Raw genomic sequence first — 22,768 nt, 5'->3', positions numbered from 1 at the left:
CCCCGCGTGCGCGGGGAGCACACTTCCTGACCTGCGAGTTCTCAGCCCCCAACCCCGTTTTCATTCACTTTCCACCGCTGTACCTCGCTGAAGGACAAGACGGACAGGCCGCCGTCATCGTACGTCGCCGATCCTGCGGGATCCCATTTCAGTTGCCGGCGATCTTCCCACGGGGCGCGTGAGAGACCGACCACGCCCCACGTGCCTGGTCCGGCGACGACCCATGACCACCGCAGCCCGGACAGCCGGAGATCCCTACACTCACCCCCATGACCGTGCATTTCATCGGGGCCGGGCCGGGCGCGGCGGACCTGCTGACCGTGCGTGCGGTGAATCTGCTGCGCACGAGTCCTGTCTGTCTCTACGCGGGGACCTATCTCGATCCGGCGGTGCTGGCGCACTGTGCGCCGGAGACCGAGTTGATCGACACCCAGCATCTGGATCTGGACCAGATCACCGCGCATCTGGTGCGGGCGCACGGCGCGGGCAAGGATGTGGCTCGGTTGTGTTCGGGTGATCCGTCGGTGTACTCGGCGCTGACCGAGCAGACCCGGCGGCTGGACGCGCACGGTGTGCCGTGGGATGTCACGCCCGGTGTGCCCGCCTATGCGGCGGCGGCGGCGTTGCTGGGGACCGAGCTGACCGTTCCCGAAGTGGTGCAGTCGGTGGTGCTGACCCGTACGCAGCGCCGGTCGACGGCGATGCCCGAGTCCGAGGCGCTGGGGGAGTTCGCGCGCACCGGCGCCACCCTCGTGCTGCATCTGGCGATCACGCGGACCAGGGAGCTGGCCGCCGAGCTGGCCGCGCATTACGGCGCCGACTGTCCGGTCGCGGTGGTTTACCGGGCCAGTCAGCCCGAGGAACTGGTGCTGCGCGGCACTCTCGCCGACATCGCCGACCGGGTGGAGGCGGCGGGGCTGCGGCAGGCGGCGGTGATCCTGGTCGGGCGGGCCCTCACCCCGGGCGTCGCCTGCACCACCTCACACCTGTACGACCCGGCCCGTGAGCGACATCTCACCCCCTGATCCGGGCCGGGCCGATGACCTGCGGTGTCCAGGATGTGAGATGGGTGACAGGGGTTTGCCGGAAGGGTGCCGCCCCGTTCTGCCTGGTGTGATGCACTGGGACTATGGATCTTGGTTGGTCGGGTGCCTGCGGCGACGGTAGATTGGTCCGGTGATCAGCAACGAACGTCCCGGCTCGGCCGGTCGGTGGGTAGCGAGCACAGTCGGGCCGATGTAACAGCGGCGGCCACAGACAGATAGTGCCAGTGAACTTTTTTGCCTGATTTGTTCGAGAACTGAAACCGGGACGCAGGCGCCACGATCTCAGTCGTGCGCGTCGGCGTCCGGGTGTCGTCGGGGAGCGCTTGCGTGGTGTTCCGGAAGCGAGGTTACGGTTGGACCGGCTGGATATCGGCGGGAACGGCGAAGCTGGTGGCGAGTACTTCCCACTGTCGCCCGCGCAGCTGGGTATCTGGTATGCCCAGCACGTCGATCCGCAGGTGCCGATCAACATCGCCCAGTACGTCGACCTCCGGGGTGACCTGGATGTCGACGCGCTCGAGCGTGCCAGCGCCGCCGCTGCCCGGGAGATGGGCTCCGGCTTCCTGAAGATCGTCGAGCGCGACGGTGAGCCGTTCCAGACGGTCGACTTCACCCTCGACGCGACCCTCGAGTACGTCGACCTGCGCGACGCCGAGGACCCCGAGGCGGCCGCGGCCGAGTGGATGCGCGCGGAGTACAGCCGCCCGCTCGACATCGTCGCCGACCGGCTGATCCGCGCGGCCGCGCTGCGCCTGGCCGACTCGCGCTGGTTCTGGTACTCGCGCGCGCATCACATCGCGCTCGACGGCTTCGGCGCGATGACCTTCATGAACCGGATCGCCGAGCTCTACACCGCCGAGGTCACCGGCACCGAGCCGAGCCCGGCCAAGGCGACCGACCTGAAGACCCTCTACGAGTCGGAGATCGCCTACCGCGACAGCTCCCGTTTCGAATCCGACAAGCAGCACTGGGCCGAGCGCGTCGCGGGCCTGGAGGAAGGCTCCAGCCTGGCCGGGCGCTCCGCTCCGCCCGCGCCGGTCAACGGGGTCACCAGCGCGGCGTTGAGCCCCGAGCAGGACGCCCTGCTGACCGAGGCCGTCGCCCGCCACGACAATTCCCCGGCGGGCCTGCTCATCGCGGCGTTCGCCACCTACCTGGCGCAGATGACCGGCGCCGAGGACGTGATCCTGAGCCTGCCGGTGACGGCGCGCACCACCGCGGCCATGCGCCGCTCCGGCGGCGCGGTGTCCAACATCGTGCCGCTGCGTCTGCGCGTCGCCCACGACACCACCGTGGCCGAGCTGCTCAAGTCCGTGCAGGTCGAGGTCTCGGGCGCGCTGCGCCACCAGCGGTACCGGCACGAGGACATCCGCCGCGACGCCGCCGGTGACGGTGTGGTGACCACCGAGTTTTTCGGCCCGTGGGTCAACATCATGCTGTTCCACAGCGAGATGACCCTCGGCCCGATGGTCGGTCAGCTGCACGTGCTGTCCACCGGCAGCATCGAGGACCTGGGCGTCAACTTCTACCAGTCGGTGGCGGGCAGCCGTTCGCACATCGACTTCGAGACCAACCCGAACCTCTACAGCGCCGAGGAGGCCGCCGCCCATCACGGCCGTTTCCTGGAGTTCTTCGACCGCTTCCTGGCCGCCGACGCCGCGGCGAAGGTGTGGGAGCTGCCGGTGGTCACCGCCGCCGAGCGCGAGCGGACCCTGGTGGAGTGGAACGACTCCGCCCAGGACGTGCCGGACACCACGCTGGTCGCCCTGCTGGACGCGCAGATTCCGCGCACGCCCGACCGCATCGCGCTGGACTTCGAGGGCGCGACGCTGACCTACGCCGAGTTCGACGAGCGCGTCAACCGCCTGGCCCGGTTCCTGATCGCCGACGGCGTCGGCCCGGAATCGCTGGTGGCCCTCGGCATGCGCCGCTCGCTCGAGCTGGTGATCGGCATGCACGCGGTGCTGAAGGCGGGCGGCGCGTATGTGCCGATCGACCCGGACCATCCGGCCGAGCGCACCGCCTACATCCTGTCCTCGGCCGACCCGGTGTGTGTGCTGACCGTTTCCGGTGACGAGCTCGAACTACCGGAGTCGGTGCGCCGCGTCGAGATCGACACCCTGGACGTGTCGGCGTACTCGCCGCAGCCGCTGACCGACGCCGACCGGCGCGCCCCGCTGCGCCCGGAGAACACCGCCTACGTCATCTACACCTCGGGTTCCACCGGCCGCCCCAAGGGCGTGGCCGTGACCCATCACGCGATCGTCAACCAGCAGCTGTGGATGCTCGACGAGTACCGGCTGACCGCGGACGACGTGTACCTGCAGAAGACCGCGACCACCTTCGACGTCTCGCTGTGGGGCTACTTCCTGCCGTTGATGGTGGGCGCGAAACTGGTGATCGCCGCGCCCGACGGGCACCGTGATCCGCTCTACGTCGCCGACATGATCGCCCGCCACCGGGTGACCGTCACCGACTTCGTGCCGTCGATGCTGACGGTGTTCGTCGCGCACGCCACCCCGGCGCAGGTGCAGAGCCTGCGCGCGGTGTTCGTCATCGGTGAGGCGCTGCCGCCGGAGACGGCCGCGCAGTTCCGCGCGCTCACCGCCGACGGCGCGGGCCTGCACAACCTCTACGGCCCCACGGAGGCCGCCGTCTCGGTGACGTACTGGGAGGCCACCGCGGCCGACACCGTCACCGTGCCGATCGGCATCCCGGAGTGGAACGTCGAGGTGTACGTGCTGGATTCGCGGCTGCGCCCGGCCGCGATCGGCGCTCCCGGCGAGCTGTACCTGGGCGGTCGGCAGCTGGCCCGCGGCTACCGCGGCAGGCCCGACCTCACCTCGGACCGGTTCGTCGCCAACCCGTTCGGTCCGGCGGGCTCGCGCATGTACCGCACCGGCGACCTGGTGCGCTGGAACGCCGCGGGCACGCTGGAGTACATCGGCCGCACCGACTTCCAGGTGAAGTTCCGCGGTCAGCGGATCGAGCTCGGCGAGATCGAGACCGTCACGCTGGCCCATCCGGCGGTCAGCCAGTCCGCGGTGCTCGTCGTGGACACCGCCACCGGCCAGCAGCTGGTCGCGTACGTGGTGCCCGCCCCCGGCCAGAGCATCGACCCGCTGGAGCTGACCCGCTTCGCCGCCGAGCACCTGCCCAGCTACATGGTGCCCGCCTCGGTGATGGTGCTGGACGCGTTCCCGCTCAACACCTCCGGCAAGCTCGACCGCAAGGCGCTGCCGGAACCGGTGTTCGCCGCCGACGCCGGCTACCGCGCCCCGCGCACCCAGGCCGAGCAGATCGTGGCGAACATCTTCGCCGACGTGCTCAGCCAGGACCGGGTCGGCATCGACGACAACTTCTTCGACCTGGGCGGCAACTCGCTGGTCGCCACCCAGGTGGTGGCCCGCATCGGCGCCGCGTTCGGCACCCAGATCGGGGTGCGCGCACTGTTCGAGACGCCCACCGTGGCCGGTATCGCCGCGCGCGCCGAGCACGCCGCGCCGGCCGAGGGCGGTCGCCCGCCGCTGGTCGCCCAGGAACTGCCGGACCGGGTGCCGTTGTCGCTCGCGCAACAGCGGATGTGGTTCATCAACCAGTTCGACCCGACCGCGCCGACCTACAACCTGCCGTTCGTGGTCCGGTTGCGCGGCAACGTCGACATCGCGGCGTTGAAGGCCGCGCTAAACGACGTGATGGCGCGCCAGGAGTCGCTGCGCACGATCTTCCCCGAGTCCGGGGACGGCGGCTACCAGCAGGTGATCCCGGACGACGAGATCAACCTGGCGATCGCCGTGCAGTCGATCGACGAGAGCGAACTGCCCGCCACCCTGGCCGAATTCGCGGCCACCGGGTTCGACGTGGCGCGCGAGCTGCCGATCCGGGTGCGGATCTTCCGGGTGACCGGCGGGTCCACCAACGGCACCCCCGATCACGCGGTCGCCTTCGTGGTGCACCACATCGCCGCCGACGGCTTCTCCTTCGGCCCGCTCTCGCGTGACGTCGCGGCCGCCTACCTGGCCCGCGCCGCGGGCGAGGCGCCGCAGTGGGCGCCGCTGCCGGTGCAGTACCAGGACTACAGCATCTGGCAGCGGGAGCTGCTCGGCTCGGAGTCCGATCCGGAGTCGATGGCCGCGCGTCAGATCGCCTACTGGCGGCGGCAGCTGGCCGGGCTGCCCGATCAGCTCGAGCTGCCCACCGACCGCCCGCGTCCGCCGGTGCAGAGCTTCCGCGGCGCCACCACGCATTTCGAGATCGACGCCGAACTGCACGCGGAGCTGGCGCAGCTGGCCCGCGCCCAGGGCGTGAGCCTGTTCATGGTTGTGCACGCCGCGCTGGCGGTGCTGATGGGCAGGCTGTCGGGCACCACCGACGTCGCCATCGGCACCCCGATCGCGGGCCGCGGCGAGCAGGCGCTCGACGACCTGATCGGCATGTTCGTCAACACCCTGGTGTTGCGCTCGGACGTCGACGGTGGCCAGCCGTTCACCGAATTCCTCGCTCGCACCAGGGAAACCGATCTGCAGGCGTTCGCGCACGCCGACGTGCCGTTCGAGCGGTTGGTCGAGGTGCTCAACCCGACCCGCTCGCAGGCGCGGCACCCGCTGTTCCAGGTGATGCTGTCGTTCCAGGAGATGGCGCACGGCACCCTGGAGCTGCCCGGCCTGACGGTGAGCGCCGCCGAGGTCGAGGTGCCCATCGCCAAGTTCGACCTGCTGTGGACGCTGACCGAGCAGCGCGCGAGCACCGGTGCGCCCGCGGGCATCTCGGCGGTGCTGTCCTACGCGACCGATTTGTTCGACCGGGCCACGGTCGAGGAGTTCAACCACCGATTCCTGCGGGTGCTGCGCGCGGTCACGCGCGAGGCGAGCACGGCGGTCCGCGACATCGAGATCCTCGATGCCGCCGAGCGCGAGACGGTGCTGACCGGCTGGAACCGCACCGCACACGAGGTGCCGCCGGTCACCACGGTGATCGAGCTGTTCGACGCGACCGCGCGCAGGCGCGCCCATGCCACCGCGCTGCTCTTCGATCCGGGCGAACGCTCCGAGGGCGAGTACGGCCCGGCGGCCGCGTTGACCTACGGCGAGTTCGCCGCGCGAGTGAATCGGCTGGCGCGCAAGCTGATCGAGGAGGGCGTCGGCCCCGACACCCTGGTCGCGGTCGGCATCCGGCGTTCGTTGGACATGCTGGTCGCGGTGTACGCGGCGGTGGCCGCGGGCGGCGGCTACGTGCCGATCGACCCCGATCACCCGGCCGAGCGCACCGAGTACGTGCTGGCCAGCTCGCGCCCGGTGGTGCTGCTGACCACCTCCGGCGACGACGTGACCGGCGGCGACTGCCCGGTGCTGCACGTCGACACCCTCGACCTGGACGGTTACCCCGACGGCCCGATCGACCCGGCCGAACGGCGCGGCGTGGTGCGCCCGGAGAACACCGCCTACGTGCTCTACACCTCCGGCTCCACCGGCCGTCCGAAGGGCGTGGCGGTCACCCATGCCGCGATGGTCAACCAGATGGCGTGGAAGATCGCCGAGAGCGGTCTCGACGAGACCGACGTGGTGCTGCACAAGACGCCGTTCACCTTTGACGCCTCGGTGTGGGAGCTGTTCGCCACGCTGATCGTGGGCGCCCAGGTGATCGTGGCGGCGCCCGACGGCCACCGCGACCCGCTCTACCAGTCCGAGGTGATCTGGCGGCACCAGGTCACCATGACCTCGTTCGTGCCGTCGCTGCTGTCGGTGTTCGCCTCCACCGCGCCCGCGGCCGAATGCAGCTCGCTGCGCGCGATCTTCGTCGGCGGCGAGGCATTGACCTCCTCCACGGTGGCGCTGTTCCGCAGGCTCAGCCCGGCCACGGTGGTCAACCTGTACGGCCCCACCGAGTTCACCGTCAACGCCACCTCGTGGCGGGTGATCGACAACGGCGGCGGCGCGGTGCCGATCGGCCGCCCGGTGTGGAACGCGCGCGCCTACGTCCTCGACGAGGCGCTGCGCCCGGTGCCCGCCGGTGTCGCGGGTGAGCTGTATCTGGGCGGCGCGCAGATCGCGCGCGGCTACCACGGCAGGCCCGACCTGACCGCCGAGCGGTTCGTCGCCGACCCGTTCGGCGCGCCCGGCGAGCGGCTCTACCGAACCGGTGACCTGGTGCGCTGGAACCGCAACGCGCACAGCGAGTTCGGGGTGCTCGAGTACATCGGCCGCACCGACTTCCAGGTGAAGTTCCGCGGCCAGCGCATCGAGCTCGGCGAGATCGAGGCGGCGCTGCTCGAGCAGCCCGCGATCAACCAGGCCGTGGTGCTGGTGATCGACACCGTCGCAGGCGATCAGCTCGTCGCCTACGTGGTGGGCGCGGGCGAGATCGACACCGAGGAGGTCAAGACCGCGCTGCGGCGCAGGCTGCCCGCCTACATGGTGCCCTCGGTCGTGGTGGCGCTGCCGGAGTTCCCGCTCAACGCCTCGGGCAAGCTGGACCGCAAGGCGCTGCCCGCGCCGGTGTTCGAGGTGCGCGAATTCCGCGCTCCCACCACCCCGATCGAGGAGATCGTCGCTCAGATCTTCGGCGAGGTGCTCGGCCTGCCGCGGGTCGGCGTGGACGACGACTTCTTCGATCTGGGCGGCAACTCGCTGATCGCCACCCAGGTCGCCTCCCGCCTCGGCATCGCGCTGGACACCCGCGTCCCGGTGCGGATGCTGTTCGAGGCCAGCACCGTGGCGGCGCTGGCCGCGCGGGTGGAGTCGCAGGCCGGTGACGGCGCCCGCAAGGCGCTGGTCGCCAAGGACCGGCCCGAGCAGGTGCCGCTGTCGCTGTCGCAGCAGCGCATGTGGTTCCTCAACCGCTTCGACGGCTCCAACGTCGCCTACAACATCCCGGTCGCCATGCGACTGTCCGGCGATCTGGACATCGCCGCGCTACAGGTCGCCGTCATCGACGTCATCGACCGGCACGAGTCGCTGCGCACGGTCTTCCCCGAGACCGAACACGGCCCGGTGCAGGTGGTGCTCGACGCCGCCCAGATCGTGCCCGACCTCACCCCCTACCGGGTCACCGAGGAGACGCTGATCGACCACCTGGTCGACCTGGCGTCGGTGGCCTTCGACGTCACCAGCGAAGTGCCGTTGCACGCGCGCCTGTTCGAGATCAGCGAGTCGGAGTACGTGCTCGGCATGGTCGTGCACCACATCTCCGCCGACGGCTGGTCGATGGTGCCGCTGGCCCGCGACGTGATGCTGGCCTACGCCGCGCGCACCTCCTGGGAGGCGCCGGCCTGGACCGAACTCCCGGTGCAGTACGCCGATTACGCGCTGTGGCAGCGCGAGGTGCTCGGCTCCGAGGACGACCCGCAGTCGCTGATCTCGAGCCAGATCCGGTACTGGACCCGCCAACTGGCGGACCTGCCCGACGAACTGGTCCTGCCCGCCGACCATCCGCGTCCGGCGGCCGCCTCCTACCGGGGCGGCACCTACCCGTTCGTGATCTCCGAGGAGACCCAGCGCGCGCTGGTCGAGCTGGGCAGGCGCTACAACGCCTCGCTGTTCATGGTCATGCACAGCGCGCTGGCTGTGCTGCTGGCCCGCGCGAGCGGCACCTCGGACATCGCCATCGGCACCCCGGTCGCCGGCCGCGGTGAGGCCGCCCTCGACGACCTGATCGGCATGTTCGTCAACACCCTGGTGCTGCGCACCGAGGTGTCGGGCTCGGCGAGCTTCGCCGACCTGCTGAACCAGGCCCGCGAGACCGACCTGCAGGCGTTCGCGCACGCCGACGTGCCGTTCGAGCGGCTGGTCGAGGTGCTCAACCCGGCTCGTTCGCAGGCCAGGCATCCGCTGTTCCAGGTGATGCTGGCGTTCCAGAACACCAAGCAGGCCACCCTGCAGCTGCCCGGCCTGTCGGTCAGCGGCATCGATTACGACGCCGGGCTGGCCAAGTTCGACCTGCAGCTGACCCTGCAGGAGGCGCAGGACGAGCGCGGCGAGCCCGCGGGCATGTCGGCCGAGTTCTCCTATGCCCTCGATCTTTTCGAGGAGCCAACGGTCGCGGCGTTCGCGCGCCGCCTGGACCGGGTGCTGGCGGCCGTGGTGGCCGACCCGGACGTGCCGATCGGCGACATCGATCTGCTCGCGCCAGAGGAGCACGCCCGGGTGCTCGTCGACTGGAACGACACCGCGCACGAGGTGCCCGCGGCAACGCTGGTGTCGCTGTTCTACGCCCAGGTCGAGGCGACCCCCGACGCGGTCGCGCTGGTCTACGCCGACGAGCAGCTGACCTACCGCGAGCTGCGCGAGCGGTCCGCCCGGGTGGCCCGCGACCTGATGGCCGCGGGTGTCGGCCCGGAATCGTTGGTGGCGTTGGGCATCCGTCGTTCGACCGAGCTGGTCGTGGCGATGTACGCGGTGCTGCAGGCCGGTGGCGCGTACGTGCCGCTCGACCCGGATCAGCCCGCCGACCGCATCAACCACATCCTCGACACCGCCCGGCCCGCGCTGGTGCTGACCACCCGCCGCGACAACTTCGCCGACGTGGTCGCGGACGCGGTGCCGACGCTGTTCGTGGAGGATCTGCCCGCCGACGCCGCGACCAGCGGCGCGCCGATCACCGATGCCGAGCGGCCGGCGCCGCTGCGCCCCGGCAACACCGCCTACGTCATCTTCACCTCCGGCTCGACGGGCCGCCCGAAGGGTGTGGCGGTCGGTCATGCCGCGATCGTGAACCGGCTGCTGTGGATGCAGGCGCAGTACCCGATCGGTGCCGAGGACGCGGTGTTGCAGAAGACCCCGGCGACCTTCGACGTGTCGGTGTGGGAGTTCTTCTGGCCGTTGCAGACCGGCGCCCGGTTGGTGGTCGCGAAGCCGGACGGCCATCGCGATCCGGTGTACCTGGCTCAGATCATCGCCGAACAGGGCATCACCACCGCGCATTTCGTGCCGTCGATGCTGGCGGTGTTCGTCTCCACCCTCGGCAACGACAACGGTGATTCGCCGCTGCCCGCGCCGCGGTTGCGGCAGGTGTTCGCGTCGGGTGAGGCGTTGCCTGCGGCGACGGCGCGGCGGTTGTGTGAGTTGACCGGTGCGCGGTTGCATAATTTGTATGGTCCGACCGAGGCTGCGGTGGATGTCACTTATCACGAGGTGACGGCTGCGGATGTGGTGTCGGTGCCGATCGGTCGTCCGGTGTGGAACACGCGGGTGTTCGTGTTGGATGCGCGGTTGCATCCGGTGGCGCCGGGTGTTGCGGGTGAGTTGTATCTGGCTGGTGATCAGCTGGCGTTGGGGTATTTGGGTCGGCCGGATTTGACGGCGGATCGGTTTGTGGCGAATCCGTTCGGTGGTGTGGGTTCGCGGTTGTATCGCACCGGTGATCTGGTGGCGTGGACGAAGTCCGGTGAGTTGGAGTATTTGGGGCGTACGGACTTCCAGGTGAAGTTGCGTGGTCTGCGGATCGAGTTGGGTGAGATCGAGGCGGCGTTGTCGGCGCAGCCGGGTGTTGCTCAGTCGGTGGTGGTGGTGCGTTCGGATCCGCATGCCGGTGATCAGCTGGTGGGTTATGTGGTGGCGGGGTCGGATGCGTCGGTGGATGTGGCTGCGGTGCGGGCTGGGTTGTCGGCGGTGTTGCCGGGGTACATGGTGCCTGCGGCGATTGTGGTGTTGGATGCGTTCCCGACGAACGCGTCGGGCAAGTTGGACCGCAAGGCCCTCCCCGCCCCCGTCTTCGAGGCCAAGACCTTCCGCGCGCCCTCGACCCCCATCGAGGAGATCGTCGCCGACATCTTCGCCGACCTGCTCGGCGTGGAACGCCTCGGCGTGGACGACGACTTCTTCGCCCTCGGCGGCAACTCGCTGGTCGCCACCCAGGTCGCCGCCCGGCTCAGCAAGGCGCTCGACACCGAGGTCGGTGTGCGCACGCTGTTCGAGGCGCCGACCGTCGGCGCCCTCGCCGCGCGGGTCGAATCGCACGCCGGAACCGGTGTGCGCCAGGCACTCACGGCCGTCGGCAGGCCCGAGCATCCGCCGCTGTCGCTGGCCCAGCAGCGCATGTGGTTCCTCAACCGCTTCGACACCGGGCCCGACGCGGGCGGAGCGGCGAGCACCTACAACATCCCGGCCGCGGTGCGGCTGCGCGGCCTGCTCGACGTGGCCGCGCTGCGCGGCGCCGTCGCCGACGTGGTCGCTCGCCACGAGACCCTGCGCACCGTGTACCCCTCACACGAGGGCGTCGCCTACCAGCGGGTGCTGCCCGCCGCCCGGGCGATTCCGGAGGTCGACGTGGTCGAGACCGCCGAGCAGGACCTGCTCGGCCGGCTCTACGACTTCGTGAACGCGGGCTTCGACGTCACCGCCGAACCGCCGGTGCGCCTGCGCATCTACGAACTCGGCGAACGCGACTACGTGCTCGCGCTCGTGGTGCACCACATCGCCGCCGACGGCTTCTCCATGCGGCCGCTGGTGCGCGACCTGATGACCGCCTACGTGGCGCGCACCGGCAACACCGAGCCGGGCTGGTCGCCGCTGGACGTGCAGTACATCGACTTCGCGCTGTGGCAGCGCGAGACGCTCGGCGACGAGGAGGACCCGACCTCCCTCATCGCCCAGCAGCTCGACTACTGGCGCACCGCGCTGGCCGACCTGCCCGACGAACTGCGCCTGGTGCACAAGCCGCGCCCGAACGTGGCCTCCTACCGGGCGGGCACCCACCGCTTCCGCGTGCCCGGCGAGCTGATCGACAGGCTCAACCGCGTCGCGCACGCCAACGGCACCACCCTGTTCATGGTCGTGCACGGCGCCTTCGCGACGCTGCTGTCGCGGCTGTCCGGCGCCGACGACATCGCCATCGGCATCCCGGTCGCGGGTCGTGGCGAGCAGGCGCTCGACGACCTGGTCGGCATGTTCGTCAACACCCTGGTGCTGCGCACCCAGGTGGACACCGCCACCCCGTTCACCGATCTGCTCGCGCAGGTCCGCGAGCGCGACCTGGCCGCCTTCGCGCACGCCGACGTGCCGTTCGAGCGGCTGGTGGAGGTGCTCAACCCGGCCCGGTCCCAGGCGCGGCACCCGCTGTTCCAGGTGATGCTGTCGTTCCAGAACCTCGGCCGCACCTCGCTGGAACTGCCCGGTCTGACCGTCGAGGAACTGGGCATCGACCCGCCGACGGCGAAGTTCGACCTGCAGCTGACGCTGAGCGAGATCCCCGGCGCCGAGGCCGAGATGGACGCCGAACTGGTCTACGCCACCGACCTGTTCGACGCCGGCTACGCCGACGCCTTCGCCGCCCGCTTCCTGCGGGTGCTGCACGGCGTCGCCGCCGCCCCCACCGCCGCCGTCGGCGACATCGAACTGCTCGACACCGCCGAACGCGAACTGGTGCTGCGGCGCTGGAACGACACCGAATTCGCCGTCGACGCCGCGCTCACCTCGCCGGTGGGCGACTCCGCGGCGACCCTGGTCGCGCTGTTCGAGGCCCAGGTCGCCCGCACCCCCGACGCGGTCGCGCTCACCTTCGAGGGGACCAGTCTGACCTATGCCGAGTTCGCGAGCCGGGTGCACCGGCTGGCGCGCTGGCTCAAGGACAACGGCGTCGGCCCGGAATCGTATGTCGCGCTGGGAATCCGGCGCTCTCTGGATCTGCTGGTCGGCATGTACGCGATCAGCGCCGCCGGTGGCGCCTACGTGCCCATCGATCCGGACAACCCGGCCGAACGCATCGAGCACATCCTCGAGACCGCGGGACCGGTCTGCGTGCTGACCTCCGGGTCCGACCTCGACGTCACGCTGTCGCGGCAGGTCCGCATCGACCGGCTCGACCTGTCCGGCTACTCCGACGCGCCGCTCACCGACGCCGACCGGCACCGGCCGCTGCGCACCGGCAACACCGCCTACGTCATCTTCACCTCGGGTTCCACCGGCCGCCCCAAGGGCGTTGCGGTGAGCCACGCGGCGATTGTCAACCGCCTGGTCTGGGGCCACGCCCAGTACGGGCTGGCTGCCGACGACGTCGTGCTGCAGAAGACCCCCGCCACCTTCGACGTGTCGGTGTGGGAGTTCTTCTGGCCCTTGCAGGTCGGCGCGCGCCTGGTGATCGCCAAGCCCGACGGCCACCGCGACCCGGCCTACCTGGCGCAGCTGATCATCGACGAGCACATCACCACCGCGCACTTCGTGCCCTCGATGATGTCGCTGTTCGTGGTGGAGCCCCGCGCCGCCGAATGCATCGGCCTGCGCAACGTCTTCGCCTCCGGTGAGGGCCTGCCCGCGGTCACCGCGCAGCGGCTGCGCGAGCTGACCGGCGCCCGCCTGCACAACCTGTACGGGCCGACCGAGGCCGGCGTCGAGGTGACCTTCCACGAGGTCACCGACGCCGACACGGTGACCGTGCCGATCGGCGCCCCGGTGTTCAACACCCAGGTGTACGTGCTGGATTCGCGCCTGCGGCCGGTGCCGGTCGGCGTGCCCGGCGAGCTGTACCTGGCCGGCGCGCAGCTGGCCTACGGCTACGTCACCCGCCCGGATCTGACCACCGAGCGCTTCGTCGCCGACCCGTTCGGGCACGGCGTGCGCATGTACCGCACCGGTGACCTGGTGGCCTGGACGGCCGACGGCGAGCTGGAGTACCTGGGCCGCACCGACTTCCAGGTGAAGCTGCGCGGCCTGCGCATCGAACTCGGCGAGATCGAGGGCGCGCTCACCGCGCTGCCCGCAGTCTCCCAGTCGGTGGTCGTGGTCCGCCACGACGAGCGCACCGGCGATCAGCTGGTCGCCTACCTGATCGCCGAGCCGAACTACACCATCGACGTGGACGCGGTGAAGGCGGCGCTGTCGACGCAGCTGCCCGCCTACATGGTGCCCGCGGCCTTCGTGGTGCTCGACGCGTTCCCGCTCAACGCCTCCGGCAAGCTGGACCGCAAGGCGCTGCCCGAGCCCACCTTCGAGGCCAAGACCTTCCAGGCGCCGGTCACCCCGGTGCAGCAGATCGTCGCCAGCGCCTTCGGTGACGTGCTCGGCATCGACCGCGTCGGCCTGGACGACGATTTCTTCGCCCTGGGCGGCAACTCGCTGGTCGCCACTCAGCTCGCCGCCCGCCTCGGCGCCGCGCTGGACACCCAGATCCCGCTGCGCACCCTGTTCGAGGCGTCCACCGTGGCCGCGCTGGCCGCGAAGGTGGAGTCGGCCACCGGACAGGGCGGTCGCGCACCGCTGACCGCCCAGGAGCGACCCGCGCCGGTGCCGCTGCCCGACGGGCAGACCGCGCAGCTGGTGCCGCTCTCGCCCGCCCAGCAGCGGATGTGGTTCCTCAACCGGTTCGACAACCGCACCGGGGTCAACAACATCCCGGTCGCGGTCCGGTTGACCGGCGCGCTCGACGCCGCCGCCCTGCAGGCCGCGATCCGCGACGTGGTCGCCCGCCACGAGACCCTGCGCACCGTCTACCCCGAGGTCGACGGCGAGGGCTACCAGCGCGTGCTGCCCGCCGACGAAGCGCCCGTGGACCTGGTCACCGAATGGGTGCCCGCGTCCGAGGCGCCGCGGCGCGTGGTGGAGCTGGCGAGCACGTGGTTCGACGTGACCGCGGAGATCCCGTTCCGCGCCACCCTGCTCACCCTCGACGAGCGCAGCAACCTGCTGGTGCTGGTCATGCACCACATCAGCGCCGACGGCTTCTCGCTGCGGCCGCTGCTGCGCGACATCGTCGTCGCCTACACCGAGCGTGTCGGTGGCGAGGCGCCGAACTGGGCACCGCTCGAGGTGCAGTACGCCGACTACACGCTGTGGCAGCGCGGCGTGCTCGGCGCCGAGGACGACCCGGAATCGGTGGCTGCCGCCCAGATCGCCTACTGGACCGAGCAGCTGCGCGATCTGCCCGATCAGATCGAGCTGCCCGCCGACCGGCCGCGGCCCGAGGTGGCCTCCAATGCCGGTGCGCTGCACCACTTCACCGTGGACGCGCAGCTGCACCGCGCGCTCGAGGACGTCGCCCGCGCGCACGGGGTCACCCTGTTCATGGTCGTGCACGCCGCCCTGGCGACCTGGGCCGCGCGCCTGTCCAACAGCACCGACATCGCGATCGGCACCCCGATCGCGGGCCGCGGCGAACGCGCGCTCGACGACCTGGTCGGCATGTTCGTAAACACCCTGGTGCTGCGCAACGAGATCGACCTCGGCGCGAAGTTCAGCGACCTGCTCGAGCAGGTGCGCCGTACCGACCTGGCCGCGTTCGCGCACGCCGACGTACCGTTCGAGCGGCTGGTCGACGTGCTCAGTCCGGCCCGCTCGCAGGCCCACCACCCGCTGTTCCAGGTCGGCCTGACCTTCGAGGCGGCCTCGGCCACCGAAGCGGGCACCGTCTCGCTGCCCGGCCTCGACCTCGACATCGTCGATTTCGACGCGGGGACGGCGAAGTTCGACGTGCAGCTGACCGTCGGCGAGGCCGCGGGCGGCGCGCTGGCGATGTCGTGGAACTACGCCACCGAACTGTTCGATCCCGAGACGGTGGCCGCCTTCGCCGACCGGCTGGTGCGCATCCTGCGCAGCGTCGCCGAGGACCCCGCCGTCGTGGTGGGCGACATCGACCTGCTCGGCGAGCCCGAGCGGCTCGACGTCGCGCAGCGCTGGGTGTCCGCGGGCGCCGACGGCGGCGCCGCGCGGTTCGCCGACGCCACCCTGGTGTCGCTGTTCGACGAGATGGCCGCCGCGCATCCGGAGCAGGTCGCGGCGAAGTTCGGCGCCGACGCGCTGACCTACGCCGAGCTGGACCGGCGCGCGAACGTGTTGGCGCGCAGGCTGATCGAGGACGGCGCGGGTCCGGAGAAGCTGGTCGCGGTGTTGCTGCCGCGCTCGCTGGACCTGGTGGTCGCGCTGCTGGCGGTCGTGAAGACCGGTGCGGGTTACGTGCCGATCGATCCGGCCTACCCGGCCGAGCGCATCGCCTACGTGCTCGCCGACGCGCGCCCGGCGGGCGTCGTGCTGGACTCCACCGTCGAGGCCGAGATCCCGGCCGGGCTGCCGGTGATCACCGTCGACGGCTTCGGGGTCGAGACCGGCGACATGGCGGATGCCGACGACGCGCCGATCACCGACGCGGACCGGCTCGCGCCGCTCTCGCCGGACAACGTCGCCTACGTCATCTACACCTCCGGGTCGACCGGCCGTCCGAAGGGCGTCGCCGTCGCGCACCGCAACGTGGTGCGGCTGCTGGCGAACACCGACCGCGACTTCGGGTTCGGGCCGCAGGACGTGTGGACGCTGTTCCACTCCTACGCCTTCGACTTCTCGGTGTGGGAGCTGTGGGGTCCGCTGTCGTTCGGCGGCACGGTCGTGGTGGTGGACTACTACACCTCGCGCTCGCCCGAGCAGTTCCTCGAGCTGTTGCGCGCCGAACGGGTGACGGTGCTCAACCAGACGCCGTCGGCGTTCTACCAGCTGGCCGAGGCCGACCGCACCGCCGCGCCCGGCGCCGCGCCGCTGTCGCTGCGCTATGTGGTGTTCGGCGGTGAGGCGCTGGAGCTGCGCCGCCTGTCGGACTGGGTCGCCCGGCACGGTGATGCCTCGCCGGTGCTGGTGAACATGTACGGCATCACCGAGACCACGGTGCACGTGTCCTACCGGGCGCTGGACGCGGCGACGATCGCGTCCGCGTCGGGCAGCATCGTGGGCCGCGCGATCGCGGGCCTGCGGGTGTACGTGCTGGACAACCGGCTGCGGCCGGTGCCGGTGGGCGTCGCCGGTGAGATGTATGTGGCCGGCCCGCAGCTGGCGCGCGGCTACCTGGGCCGCCCCGACCTGACCGCCGCCCGGTTCGTGGCGAACCCGCTGGGCGAGGCGGGGGAGCGGCTCTACCGCTCCGGTGACCTGGCGCGCTGGAACCGCTTCGGCGAGCTCGAGTACCTGGGCCGCGCCGACGACCAGGTGAAGGTGCGCGGTTTCCGCATCGAGCTGGGCGAGATCGAGGCCGCCGTGCTGGCGCAGCCGGGCATCGCGCAGGCCGCGGTGATCGTGCGCGAGGACCAGCCGGGCGACCAGCGGATCGTCGCCTATGTCGTGGCCGAGCCCGGGGTCACCCCGGACCTCGACGCGGTGCGCTCCGGCGCGGCCGAGCAGCTGCCGTCCTACATGGTGCCCTCGGCGCTGGTGCGGCTGGAGTGGATCCCGCTGACCGTCAACGGCAAGCTGGACCGCCGTGCCCTGCCCGCGCCCGCGGTGCAGGCCAAGGCATTCCGCGCGCCGGTCACCCCGGTGCAGGAGGCGGTCGCCGCCGTCTTCGCCGAGGTGCTCGACGTGCCGCGGGTCGGCGTCGACGACGACTTCTTCGAACTGGGCGGCAACTCGCTGATCGCCACCCGGGTCGCCGCCCGCATCGGCGCGGCGCTGGGCACCACGGTCCCGGTGCGCACCCTGTTCGAGGCCTCCACCGTGGAAGCGCTCGCCGCGCGGGTGGAATCGCACACCGGCGGGCCGGCGGTCGCGCGCCTGGCCGCGCGTCCGCGCGCCGCGGGCGAGCTGGTGCCGCTGTCCTACGCGCAGCAGCGCATGTGGTTCCTGAACAAGTACGACACCTCCTCGGCGGCCTACAACCTGCCGATCGCCATCCGGCTGACCGGCGCGCTGGACGTGCCCGCGCTGCGGCTGGCGCTGGCCGACGTGGTGCGCAGGCACGAATCGCTGCGCACCCGCTACCCCGAGCACGGCGGCACGCCGGTGCAGGTGGTGGTTCCGGCCGAGCAGATCGAGATCGACCTGCGTCCGGTGGCCGTCGCCGCCGACGAGCTGCTCGAGACGGTGACCGAGTTCGTCGGCACCGGCTTCGACGTGGCCGAGGAGGTGCCGTTGCGCACCCGCCTCTACGCGGTGTCCGGCACCGACGAGCACGTGCTCGTGGTGGTGGTGCACCACATCGCCGCCGACGGCTTCTCGATGGGTCCGCTGACCCGCGACGTGATGACCGCCTACGGCGCCCGCACCCAGGGGGCGGTGCCCGGCTGGGCGCCGCTGCCGGTGCAGTACGCCGACTTCGCGCTGTGGCAGCGCGAGGTCCTCGGCGCCGAGGACGATCCGGAATCGCTGCTGGCGCGCCAGGTGGCGTACTGGCAGCGCGCGCTCGCCGGGGTGCCCGACGAGCTGACCCTGCCCACCGACCGGCCGCGCCCGGCGGTGGCCTCGCACCGCGGCGCCACGCTGTCGGCCGAACTGCCCGCCGAGCTGATCCGGGCGCTCGACGACGTCGCGCGCCGGCACGGCGCGTCGCTGTTCATGGTCATGCACGGCGCGCTGGCCGTGCTGCTGGCCCGGCTGTCCGGCTCCGACGACATCACCGTCGGCACCCCGATCGCCGGACGCGGTGAGGCCGTGCTCGACGAGCTGGTCGGCATGTTCGTCAACACGCTGGTGCTGCGCACCGGCATCGACGAGGCCGAGCCGTTCACCGCGCTGCTCGACCGGGTCCGCCGCACCGACCTGGACGCCTACGGCAACGCCGACGTGCCGTTCGAACGGCTCGTGGAGCTGCTCGCGCCGGAGCGTTCGCAGGCGCGCAACCCGCTGTTCCAGGTGATGCTGGCCTTCCAGAACCTCGACCGCACCACCCTGGAACTGCCCGGGCTGTCGGTGCAGGCGCTCGATCTCGAGGAGAACGTCGCCCGTTTCGACCTGCAGTTCACCTTGTCGGAGAACGCGGCCGCGGGTATGACGCTGGCGCTGACCTACGCCACCGAGCTGTTCGACGCCGCCACCGCCGACGAGATCGTGCGGCGCTGGCAGCGGGTGCTGGCCGCGATCGCGGCCGACCCGGCCCTGCCGGTCGGCGCGATCGACGTGCTCGAGCCTGCCGAACAGGCCGATCTGGTCGCGCGCACGGGCGCCCCCGCGGTGCCGCCGCGCACCCTGCCCGAGCTGCTGGCCGAGGCCGCCGCGCGCGACCCGCAGGCGCCCGCGGTGGTGTTCGAGGGGACGAGTCTGTCCTACGCCGAGCTGGACGAGCGCTCCAACCGGCTGGCCCGGCTGCTCATCGCCGAGGGCATCGGCGCCGAGGACCTGGTCGCGGTCGGTGTGCCGCGTTCGGCGGATTCGGTGTTCGCGGCCTGGGCGGTCGCCAAGACCGGTGCGGCGTTCGTGCCGGTCGACCCCAACTACCCGGCCGAGCGCATCGCGCACATGGTCACCGACTCCGGCTCGCCGGTCGGCCTGACCGTGGCCGCCGTGCTCGACGGCCTGCCGGATTCGACGCGCTGGCTGGTGCTGGAGGAGCTGGATCTGGACGCCTTCGACGGCGGCCCGATCACCGAGGCCGAGCGGGTCCGCCCGACCCGGCCCGAGCAGCCCGCCTATGTCATCTACACCTCCGGTTCCACCGGTGTGCCCAAGGGCGTCGTGGTGACCCACGCGGGCCTGGCGAACTTCCGGGCCGAGCAGGTGCAGCGCTACGACATCGACTCCGACACCCGCGCACTGCATTTCGCGTCGCCGAGCTTCGACGCCTCGATCCTCGAACTGCTGCTCGCGCTCGGCGCGGGCGGTGCGCTGGTCGTGGTGCCGCCGGGCGTCTACGGCGGTGAGGAACTGTCCGAGCTGATCCGCCGCGAGCGGGTCACGCACGCCTTCATCACCCCGGCCGCGCTGGCCACCTTCGACCCGACCGGCCTGGACACCCTGCGGGTGCTGGTGGCCGGCGGTGAGGCCTGCCCGCCGGAACTGGTCGCGAAATGGGCGGTGCCGCTGGGCGACACCGGCCGGATCAGGGCCTTCCACAACGGGTACGGCCCCACCGAGACCACGATCATGACCAACATCAGCGACGCGCTGGTGCCGGGCGAGCTGGTCACCATCGGTGGCCCGATCCGCGGCATGCGCTCGTTGATCCTGGACAACCGGCTGCGGCCGGTGCCGGTGGGTGTCGCGGGTGAGCTGTACCTGTCGGGCATCCAGCTGGCGCGCGGCTACCACGCCCGCCCCGGCCTGACCGCCGACCGGTTCGTCGCCAACCCGTACGTGCCGGGTGAGCGCATGTACCGCACCGGTGACGTGGTCCGCTGGACCCGCACCGGCGAAGTGGAATACGTGGGCCGCTCCGACTTCCAGGTGAAGGTCCGTGGCTTCCGTATCGAGCTGGGCGAGATCGACGCCGCGCTGGCCTCGCACGAGTCGGTCGACTTCGCGGTCACCGTCGGCCACGACAACGCCGCAGGCGCGACCGTGCTGGTGTCGTATGTGGTCGCCGCGCCGGGTCATTCGATCGACGTGCCGACGCTGACCGGCCACGTCGAGCAGCGCCTGCCCGCCTACATGGTGCCCTCGTCGATCATGGTGATCGACCGGGTGCCGCTGACCCCGGTGGGCAAGCTGGACCGCAAGGCGCTGCCGGAGCCGGTGTTCGCGACCGAGGTCGTGTTCCGTGCGCCGCGCACGCCGCTCGAGCAGACCATCGCCGAGGTGTTCGCCGAGGTGCTCGGCGTCGAGCGGGTCGGTGTCGACGACTCGTTCTTCGCCCTCGGCGGCGACAGCATCGTCTCCATCCAGCTGGTCTCGCGGGCGAAGGCGCGCGGCGTGGTGTTCACCCCGCGGCACGTGTTCGAGCAGAAGACCGTCGCCGGGCTGGCCGCGGTCGCCGAGACCGGCGACGCCGCCGCGCCCGCGGTCTCGGCGCTGGCCGAGCCGCCGGGCGGTGGTGTCGGCCCGATGCCGCTCACCCCGGTGGTGCGGTTCATGGCCGAGCGGCCCGGTTCGTTCGGGCGGTTCAACCAGACCGTCGCGCTGGAACTGCCCGCCGGCATCGACCGCGCGGGCATCGTCAGCACCGTCGGCGCGGTGATCGACCGCCACGACATGCTGCGGGCACGGCTGTACCACGACGGCACCGACTGGGTGGTCGAGACCGCCGCGCCGGGCACCGTCGACGTCGACGCACTCGTCGAGCGGGTCGAGATCCCGGCCGACGCCGACGACGACCGGCTGGTCGAGATCGCCTCGGCGGCATTGGATTCCGCGCTCGACCGGCTCGATCCGGCCGCGGGCACGGCGATCCGGTTCGTGTGGCTGGACCCGGCGACCCCGCAGCGGATGGGCAGGCTGCTCGTGCTCGCCCACCACCTGGTGGTCGACGGCGTGTCCTGGCGCATCCTGGTGCCGGACTTCGTCACCGCCTGGGGCCAACTCTCGGCCGGACAGCAGCCCGAGCTGGTCGCCCCGGCCACCTCGATGCGGGCCTGGGCGCACGCGCTGGCCACCGAGGCCGAGCGCCCCGAGCGGGTCGCCGAACTGGACTACTGGCGCACCGTCGCGGGCGCCACCGACCCGTTGCTCACCGAGCGTCCGATGGACCCGGCGGTGGACGTCTCCGGCGCGATCGAGAAGGTCGCCGTCGAGGTGTCGCCCGAGGTCACCAAGGCCCTGCTCACCACGGTCCCGGCGCTGTTCCACGGCGGCGTCAACGACGGTCTGCTCACCGCGCTGGCGCTGGCGACCGCGCAGTGGCGGGCCCGCCGCACCGGCGCCGCGCACCAGGACTCGCTGCTGATCCGTCTCGAGGGCCACGGCCGCGAGGAGGACGTGGTGCCCGGTGCCGACCTCTCGCGCACGGTCGGCTGGTTCACCGCGATCTTCCCGGTCCGCTTCGACCTGTCCGGTGTCGACCTCGACGCCGCGCTGGCCGGCGGGCCCGCGGTCGGCAAGGCCGTCAAGGCGGTCAAGGAGCAGCTGCTCTCGGTGCCCGACAAGGGCATCGGGTACGGCCTGCTGCGCTACCTCAACGCCAGGACCGCGGGTGAGCTGCCCGCGCAGCTGCCCGGCCAGATCAGCTTCAACTACCTGGGCCGGGTGTCCGAGGGCGACGTGCCCGAGGCACTGCGCGGCTTCGGCTGGACCCCCGCGCCGGAACTGGGCGCGCTCGGCGGCGCCTACGACGCCGACATGCCCGCGATGGCGCCGCTGGACGTCAACGCGATCGTGGTGGGCGACAAGCTCACCGCCAACATCGGCTACCCGGCCACGCTGCTGAGCGAGGCCGAGGTGCGCGAGTTCGCGCAGCTGTGGACCACCGCGCTGGAAGCGGTGGCCCGGCACGCGAATTCGGCCGAGGCGGGCGGGCACACCCCGTCCGACTTCGCCCTGGTGCGCGCCACCCAGCGCGACATCGAGGACTGGGAACGGCGCTTCCCGACGCTCACCGACGTGTGGCCGCTCTCGGCGCTGCAGTCGGGCCTGCTCTTCCACGCCCGCCTGGCCGCGGGCTCGGTGGACGTCTACACCGCCCAGGCGGTGCTGACGCTGACCGGGCACGTCGACCCGGCGCGCCTGCGCGCGGCCGCCCAGGCGGTGCTGGACCGCTACGAGAACCTGCGCACCGCGTTCCTCACCGACCACGACGGCAACGCCGTGCAGGTGGTGCTGGACGGGGTCCGGGTGAACTGGTCCGAGCACGATCGCCGCGACACCGGCGCGGCGGAGGACCTGATCGAGGCCGACCGGATGCACCGGTTCGACCTGGCCGCCCCGCCGCTGATCCGCTTCACCCTGATCCGGGTCGGCGAGCAGCGCTGGGAGTTCGTGGTGTCCAACCACCACATCCTGCTCGACGGCTGGTCGATGCCGCTGCTGATGCGCGACCTGCTCATGCTCTACGCCACCCACGCCGACGCCGCGGCGCTGCCCGCGGTGCGCAGCTACCGCCACTTCCTGGAGTGGGCGGCCCAGCAGGACACCGCCGCGTCGCTGGCCGCCTGGCGGGATGCGCTGCGCGGGGTC

At 71.5% G+C, this 22,768-nt stretch carries 2 protein-coding genes and 1 CRISPR repeat array (2 of these 3 running past the window's edge); both genes read left to right on the top strand.

Going from position 1 to position 22,768, the window contains the following annotated elements; all coding sequences use genetic code 11:
• Window positions 1–23: a CRISPR direct-repeat array (repeat unit 29 nt) (it extends 130 nt beyond the left edge of the window).
• A 246-nt stretch (window positions 24–269) separates the two neighbouring features.
• On the top strand, window positions 270–1,025 hold the full coding sequence (cobM, locus tag CRM89_RS18950; protein ID WP_098085404.1) for a precorrin-4 C(11)-methyltransferase: 756 nt from the start codon (window positions 270–272) through the stop codon (window positions 1,023–1,025).
• Window positions 1,026–1,399: 374 nt separating this feature from the next.
• Window positions 1,400–22,768, top strand: partial view of a non-ribosomal peptide synthetase gene (locus CRM89_RS18945; RefSeq protein WP_098085401.1) — the 5' portion only. It continues 22,161 nt past the right edge of the window; only the first 21,369 of its 43,530 coding nucleotides appear in the window; the start codon lies at window positions 1,400–1,402; its stop codon lies off the right edge, out of view.

The organism is Nocardia sp. FDAARGOS_372 (assembly GCF_002554515.1).
GTDB classification, from domain to species: domain Bacteria; phylum Actinomycetota; class Actinomycetes; order Mycobacteriales; family Mycobacteriaceae; genus Nocardia; species Nocardia farcinica.
This window is presented reverse-complemented; position numbering and strand designations above follow the sequence as displayed.

Bases quoted from the DNA above. Each gene is read 5' to 3' on its own strand.
- cobM (WP_098085404.1), top strand. From the start codon at position 270: ATGACCGTGCATTTCATCGGGGCCGGGCCGGGCGCGGCGGACCTGCTG.